At 54.5% G+C, this 4510-nt stretch carries 4 protein-coding genes; all 4 read right to left on the bottom strand.

The window, feature by feature from the left end; translation table 11 throughout:
* Window positions 1-2310: Dam family site-specific DNA-(adenine-N6)-methyltransferase (locus GTGU_RS26460; protein ID WP_038153449.1), on the bottom strand; the 2310-nt coding region annotated here is incomplete at its 3' end.
* Window positions 2307-3038: a replication protein P gene (locus tag GTGU_RS00760; RefSeq protein WP_038153448.1), complete on the bottom strand. Its 732-nt coding sequence runs from the start codon at window positions 3036-3038 to the stop codon at window positions 2307-2309. The genes GTGU_RS26460 and GTGU_RS00760, both read right to left, overlap by 4 nt.
* Window positions 3035-4099, bottom strand: coding sequence for a hypothetical protein (locus tag GTGU_RS26330; protein WP_072011872.1), 1065 nt, complete (start codon window positions 4097-4099; stop codon window positions 3035-3037). The genes GTGU_RS00760 and GTGU_RS26330 overlap by 4 nt, the downstream gene beginning before the upstream one ends.
* Window positions 4100-4103: 4 nt before the next feature.
* Window positions 4104-4510, bottom strand: a 407-nt coding sequence (locus tag GTGU_RS00750) for a phage antirepressor KilAC domain-containing protein (RefSeq protein ID WP_038153446.1), incomplete at its 5' end; no start/stop codon positions are given.

Here is a 4510-nt window from a genome sequence, read left to right as displayed (position 1 = left end):
GAAGCCATGCCGCCCGTAAAGCTCAAGTACCGCTGGTGCCGTAGAGTTACTGATCAGCACCTTCGCGCCACGCTGATATGCAGCCACACAGCAACGCGCCAGATCCTGATGGTCGTCCCATGAAAAACCACCAGCGGAATAACTGGTAAAGCCAGCGGTTCCGGGCATCGGCTCATACGGCGGATCGCAGTAAACGACATCACCATCACCTGCCAGCGATAGCGTGCGGCGGAAATCAGCATTCATGAACACGCACTGAGGCGATTTCTCCCTGAATGCCAGGATCTCCGCTTCCGGAAAATACGGTTTTTTGTACTTTCCGAAACCGACATTAAAAAAACCATCGCGGTTGTAGCGCATCAGGCCGTTAAAGCAGTGCCGGTTGAGATACAAAAATGCTGCCGCACGCAGCGGGGCATTCATGTGCTGAGCGTTAAAATTCGCTCTGATTGATTTGTAGCCATCCTCCGTTCTGCCGGATTCAAACAGGTTTCTGGCAAAATCCATAACGCGGAGGGGGTCTGCCTCCAGCATCTGCCAGAGGTTAATCAGATCGGTGTTAACGTCCGCCAGCAGGAAACTTTCGTGCCTGTCAGAGTTGAGAAATACAGCACCAGCACCAACAAACGGCTCAATCAGTCGCTTGCCTGCCGGGATAAGCTGGTACAGCTCCGGCAGCAGCGAATACTTACCGCCAGCCCATTTCAGGAACGGGCGCTGCCAGTTGCGCGGCGCAGGCGCTTCGACCGGAAGCGCAGCGGCGATACGCTCACCGATCCAGCGCATAACCGGCACAGCCATAGAGTTGCCTATCGCTTTGTAGCGCGGGCCGTCCGGGCATTCATCAGCATCCTTCCCGCGCCAGCCGATCAGAGTATGATTATCAGGAAAGCCCTGAAGGCGCTCGCATTCGATCGGTGTAAGACGGCGAACATGCAGATCAGGTGTCATTGCGGCGGCTGGTTGGCCTCCACCACTCGATGACGGAAGTTTCAGCGTGAATGCCAATTCTATGCTGGCTTTTGGTGTTACATCAGTTTGCAACGCTATTGCTGGGGCCAGATTAGAACCGCTATTGGCATCAGCACCGTAATCCTTGCTGCTGAATGCAATAACCACACCATGCTTATCGGCAACGGTAAGGCACGGCGAAAGGTTACGCATTGGCGCGGTTGCATTTCCGCCGTTTTCAGGCGCACGGCCAATCCAGTTGCCAGGAATTCCCCAGGCGATCGCGTTTTCCTGCCCGTGATTCCTGCCAATGGTGTGCGCCAGCTCGCGATTGACGTCAGGATCCTGTGCGACATGGACGGCAAAGGTTTCTGTATCAAAGTCCATTCGCACGCCGTGAGCTGTGCATGCGGTCGCTACGTCAATGCTGCCGCTGGTATTGCCGCCGCCATACCCCAAAACATAGGTGTCAAGATCCTCTGCTGTACTGTCGTTTTCTTTCGCCAGCAATGTGCGGGAGATATTGGAATAAGCGTCTGATACAAGACCAGATCCGCGCTGGCTGAAAATTTCCTGATTGCTGGCACCAATGCCACCAGTGTTGTGCGACTGGTTAAGTGTCGGATGCGGATTTACCGGATTGTCACAGTGACTACCGCCTTCAGCGCATTTTCCAGTCGCGCAGGAAGTTTCCGGTTGCGTTTCTCTGCGCGGCGGAGTATCCCGGCGCACGCTGTCGAACTCAAAAAGTACCGCTGCGGGATTGATGTCTTTTCGAGCACTTGCGACAACAAACACACGGCGGCGGCGTTGGGCCACTCCGAAAAATTGAGCATCAAGGACGCGCCAGGCAACAGCCCTTTGTGGTCCAGACACACAACCTGCGTGCGTCCATTTTCTCCCTGCTGGCTGCAACTCACTGCTTTCTCCGGCAAGTCCTGCCAGAAAGCACCCGAAGGCATTGTCTTTGCTGCTGAGCACGCCGGGGACGTTTTCCCAGACGATGATTGATTCTGGATCACCGCGTTCGCGGCGCTTTGCGTCGATTGCATTCGCTAACTCCACGTAAGAAAGTGTTAACTGCCCGCGCTCATCAGACAGGCCTTCGCGTAAACCCGCAATGCTGAAGGCCTGGCATGGCGTTCCGCCCACCAGCACATCAGGCGCATCTACTTCACCAGCGCGCACCGCAGCGGCGATTCTGGTCATGTCGCCGAGGTTGGATACATCAGGCCAGTGGTGGACAAGAACCGCAGACGGGAAAGCTTCGATTTCGGCAAACCATGCCGGTTGCCATCCCAGCGACTCCCATGCGACGCTGGCGGCTTCAATCCCGCTGCAAACTGATCCGTATCTCATTTGCCACCCTCACCGTCCTGCTGTCTTGCTCTGATACGTGCCAGAAATGCCTCTCCAGCCTGTCGAAAAGCCGCTGAACCTGTGGGATCAAGAAGGTCTGCTGCTGATGGCGGGCGTCGTTTATCCGGCAGTTGCATTACCGGTTTCGGTATCCCCCTTCCGGCTTCCAGCTTACGCGCCCACTTGCGCATATGTGACTTTATCGACCGTAACACCTCAGGTTCCGTGTAGTTGTGCTGGAACATCAGGTGACGAACATCCAGGACGACCCAATACATGACGTCATGGGACCACGGAAATTCTTCCGGGGTTGCGTATTGATGGCGCTGGCGCGCATAACGCTGAAACTCAGCCATAACATCATCATCAGAAGGCAAATCAGCAACGAGGCGGGCACTCTCACGGCACCACCCAATGAATTTGCCGCAGGACGGCCAGAAGTCATTACCCTGCTGGCGCGCCATGCGCATCCCGGCACGAACCTGCTCAACGGTCGTAATGCCATTCTCGGCAAAGGCAAGAATCCACTGACGCTTCATGGCGGCCACGTCCTCAGCCGTCCGCAGTACCGTGTTCTGTGCTGCCGGGAAGATCCGCAGGAGGTTTTCAAACAGCGCATCCACCAGCTTTTCGGCTTCGGCATTGACCACTCGCTGCTGCTGGTGGCCCATCATGTGCGCCAGCATGTCAGCGTCCCGGTTATTGACTGCCGAAATCAGTTTGTTCATAGCGTGTTCTCCCAGGCTTCGGGGCTATTCCAGTGACCGCCTCTGACGGAGCCGGATTGCGGCGGAGCTGCTGAGGCGCTGAGTTTTAACGAGAGTTCATCCCATTTTTCTCGCAGTTTTGACGGGCTGAGGATGTTCTTGCACCAGAACTTATCCTGGTTAGCGCGTTTGAACAGTGAGCAGATTTGTTTATGCGTCCGGCCATCCTGCGCCACCATCAAACGCACTTCGTTCGCCCAGGCTGCCCAGTTTGGTTCTCTGGGGCGAACCACCTCACCATCGGCTTCTGCCGCACGCTCGTACATCACGATAATTTTGCCCCAGATAAACTCAGCGCAGGTCAGATCGTCCCTGCTGCCCCATTGGCGTTTCTTCGCACTGAAGACAACCGCTTCGGGATGTCGGGCAGTGAAATTCTCCTCTGAAGAATCATCATCGGAATCTTCGTCCGGTGGCGTAGCTCCCGGACAAGAAGATCTCTTATCTGACGGATCTGTAGTAATCTCTGTAGTAATCTCTGTAGTAATCTCTGTAGGATCATCGTGTCGTTTTGACCTGATGGAGCTACTCATTTTGACCTCATCCATCTCTTCATTTTGACCAGATGGATCTGTGCATTTTGACTTGATGGATCTGGTCAAAATGACCTGTTCCATCTCTTCATTTTGACCAGATGGGGAATTGTGTTTGCCGTCAGTATTTTTATACTGCTTCGCGGGTACTTCTGATATTTCAGATGCGAGCAACGGGCTTGCGTAATTGATTGAAAAATAGTTGGTCATATCACGCTTTTTCTTGCCAAGCTGCTCGACATTCAGCAGCCCGTTCTTGTTAAGGCTGGCAATAGCACGCTTAATAGTGGATTCTGACCAGAAGGGGAACTGCTCAAGCCAGTCCTCTGCGGTGTTGTATATCCACCTGATACCATCAATCGTGACACCGGAAGACGTGTCCTTCAGCCAGTAATGAACCTGCTGAAGAACTATGGCTTCATTAAGCCCAATACGCACGGCGAGTTCCGGATTGACGATGAGCGGATGCGTAGTAAACAAAAGGCCCATTATTTCACCCCATCAGCTCAGAGGCGTAGCGCTGAGCAATCCACTCAACACCACGCGGCGTTACACGTGTCTGCGTGAAATCATGGCCTGATGCTGCTATGCCTGCCTTGACAGTGAATCGCCCTGCATGGTGGTGTCGCGCTATCGGCAGCAGTGTGCCAGACTGGCGGAACAGCACACCATCGCGAACAAGTGCATCTGTCAGCGCCTGAGGGGGCATATTCAGTACCTTTGCTGTCTCACGCAGGCTTTTCGAACCAGCGGTATCCACATAGCTATCGAAGAAGGCAACTTTTGGCGCTGCCTGCTGTACCTGCTGCTCAAGCTGCATGTTCTGCTCTGCCAGTGTGGCCGCAAGGCGAAGCGCCTCAGGATACGTTGGCGGAATAGCAGCGGCATTCGATTCAAGCT

Source organism: Trabulsiella guamensis ATCC 49490, from assembly GCF_000734965.1.
Lineage (GTDB): Bacteria > Pseudomonadota > Gammaproteobacteria > Enterobacterales > Enterobacteriaceae > Trabulsiella > Trabulsiella guamensis.
Note: the sequence above shows the minus strand (reverse complement) of the source record. Positions and strands in the feature narration are given on the sequence as shown.

Excerpts from the sequence above, each read along its gene's own strand:
- GTGU_RS26330 (WP_072011872.1), bottom strand. The coding sequence starts at position 4,099 with ATGGGCCTTTTGTTTACTACGCATCCGCTCATCGTCAATCCGGAACTC.
- GTGU_RS00760 (WP_038153448.1), bottom strand. The coding sequence starts at position 3,038 with ATGAACAAACTGATTTCGGCAGTCAATAACCGGGACGCTGACATGCTG.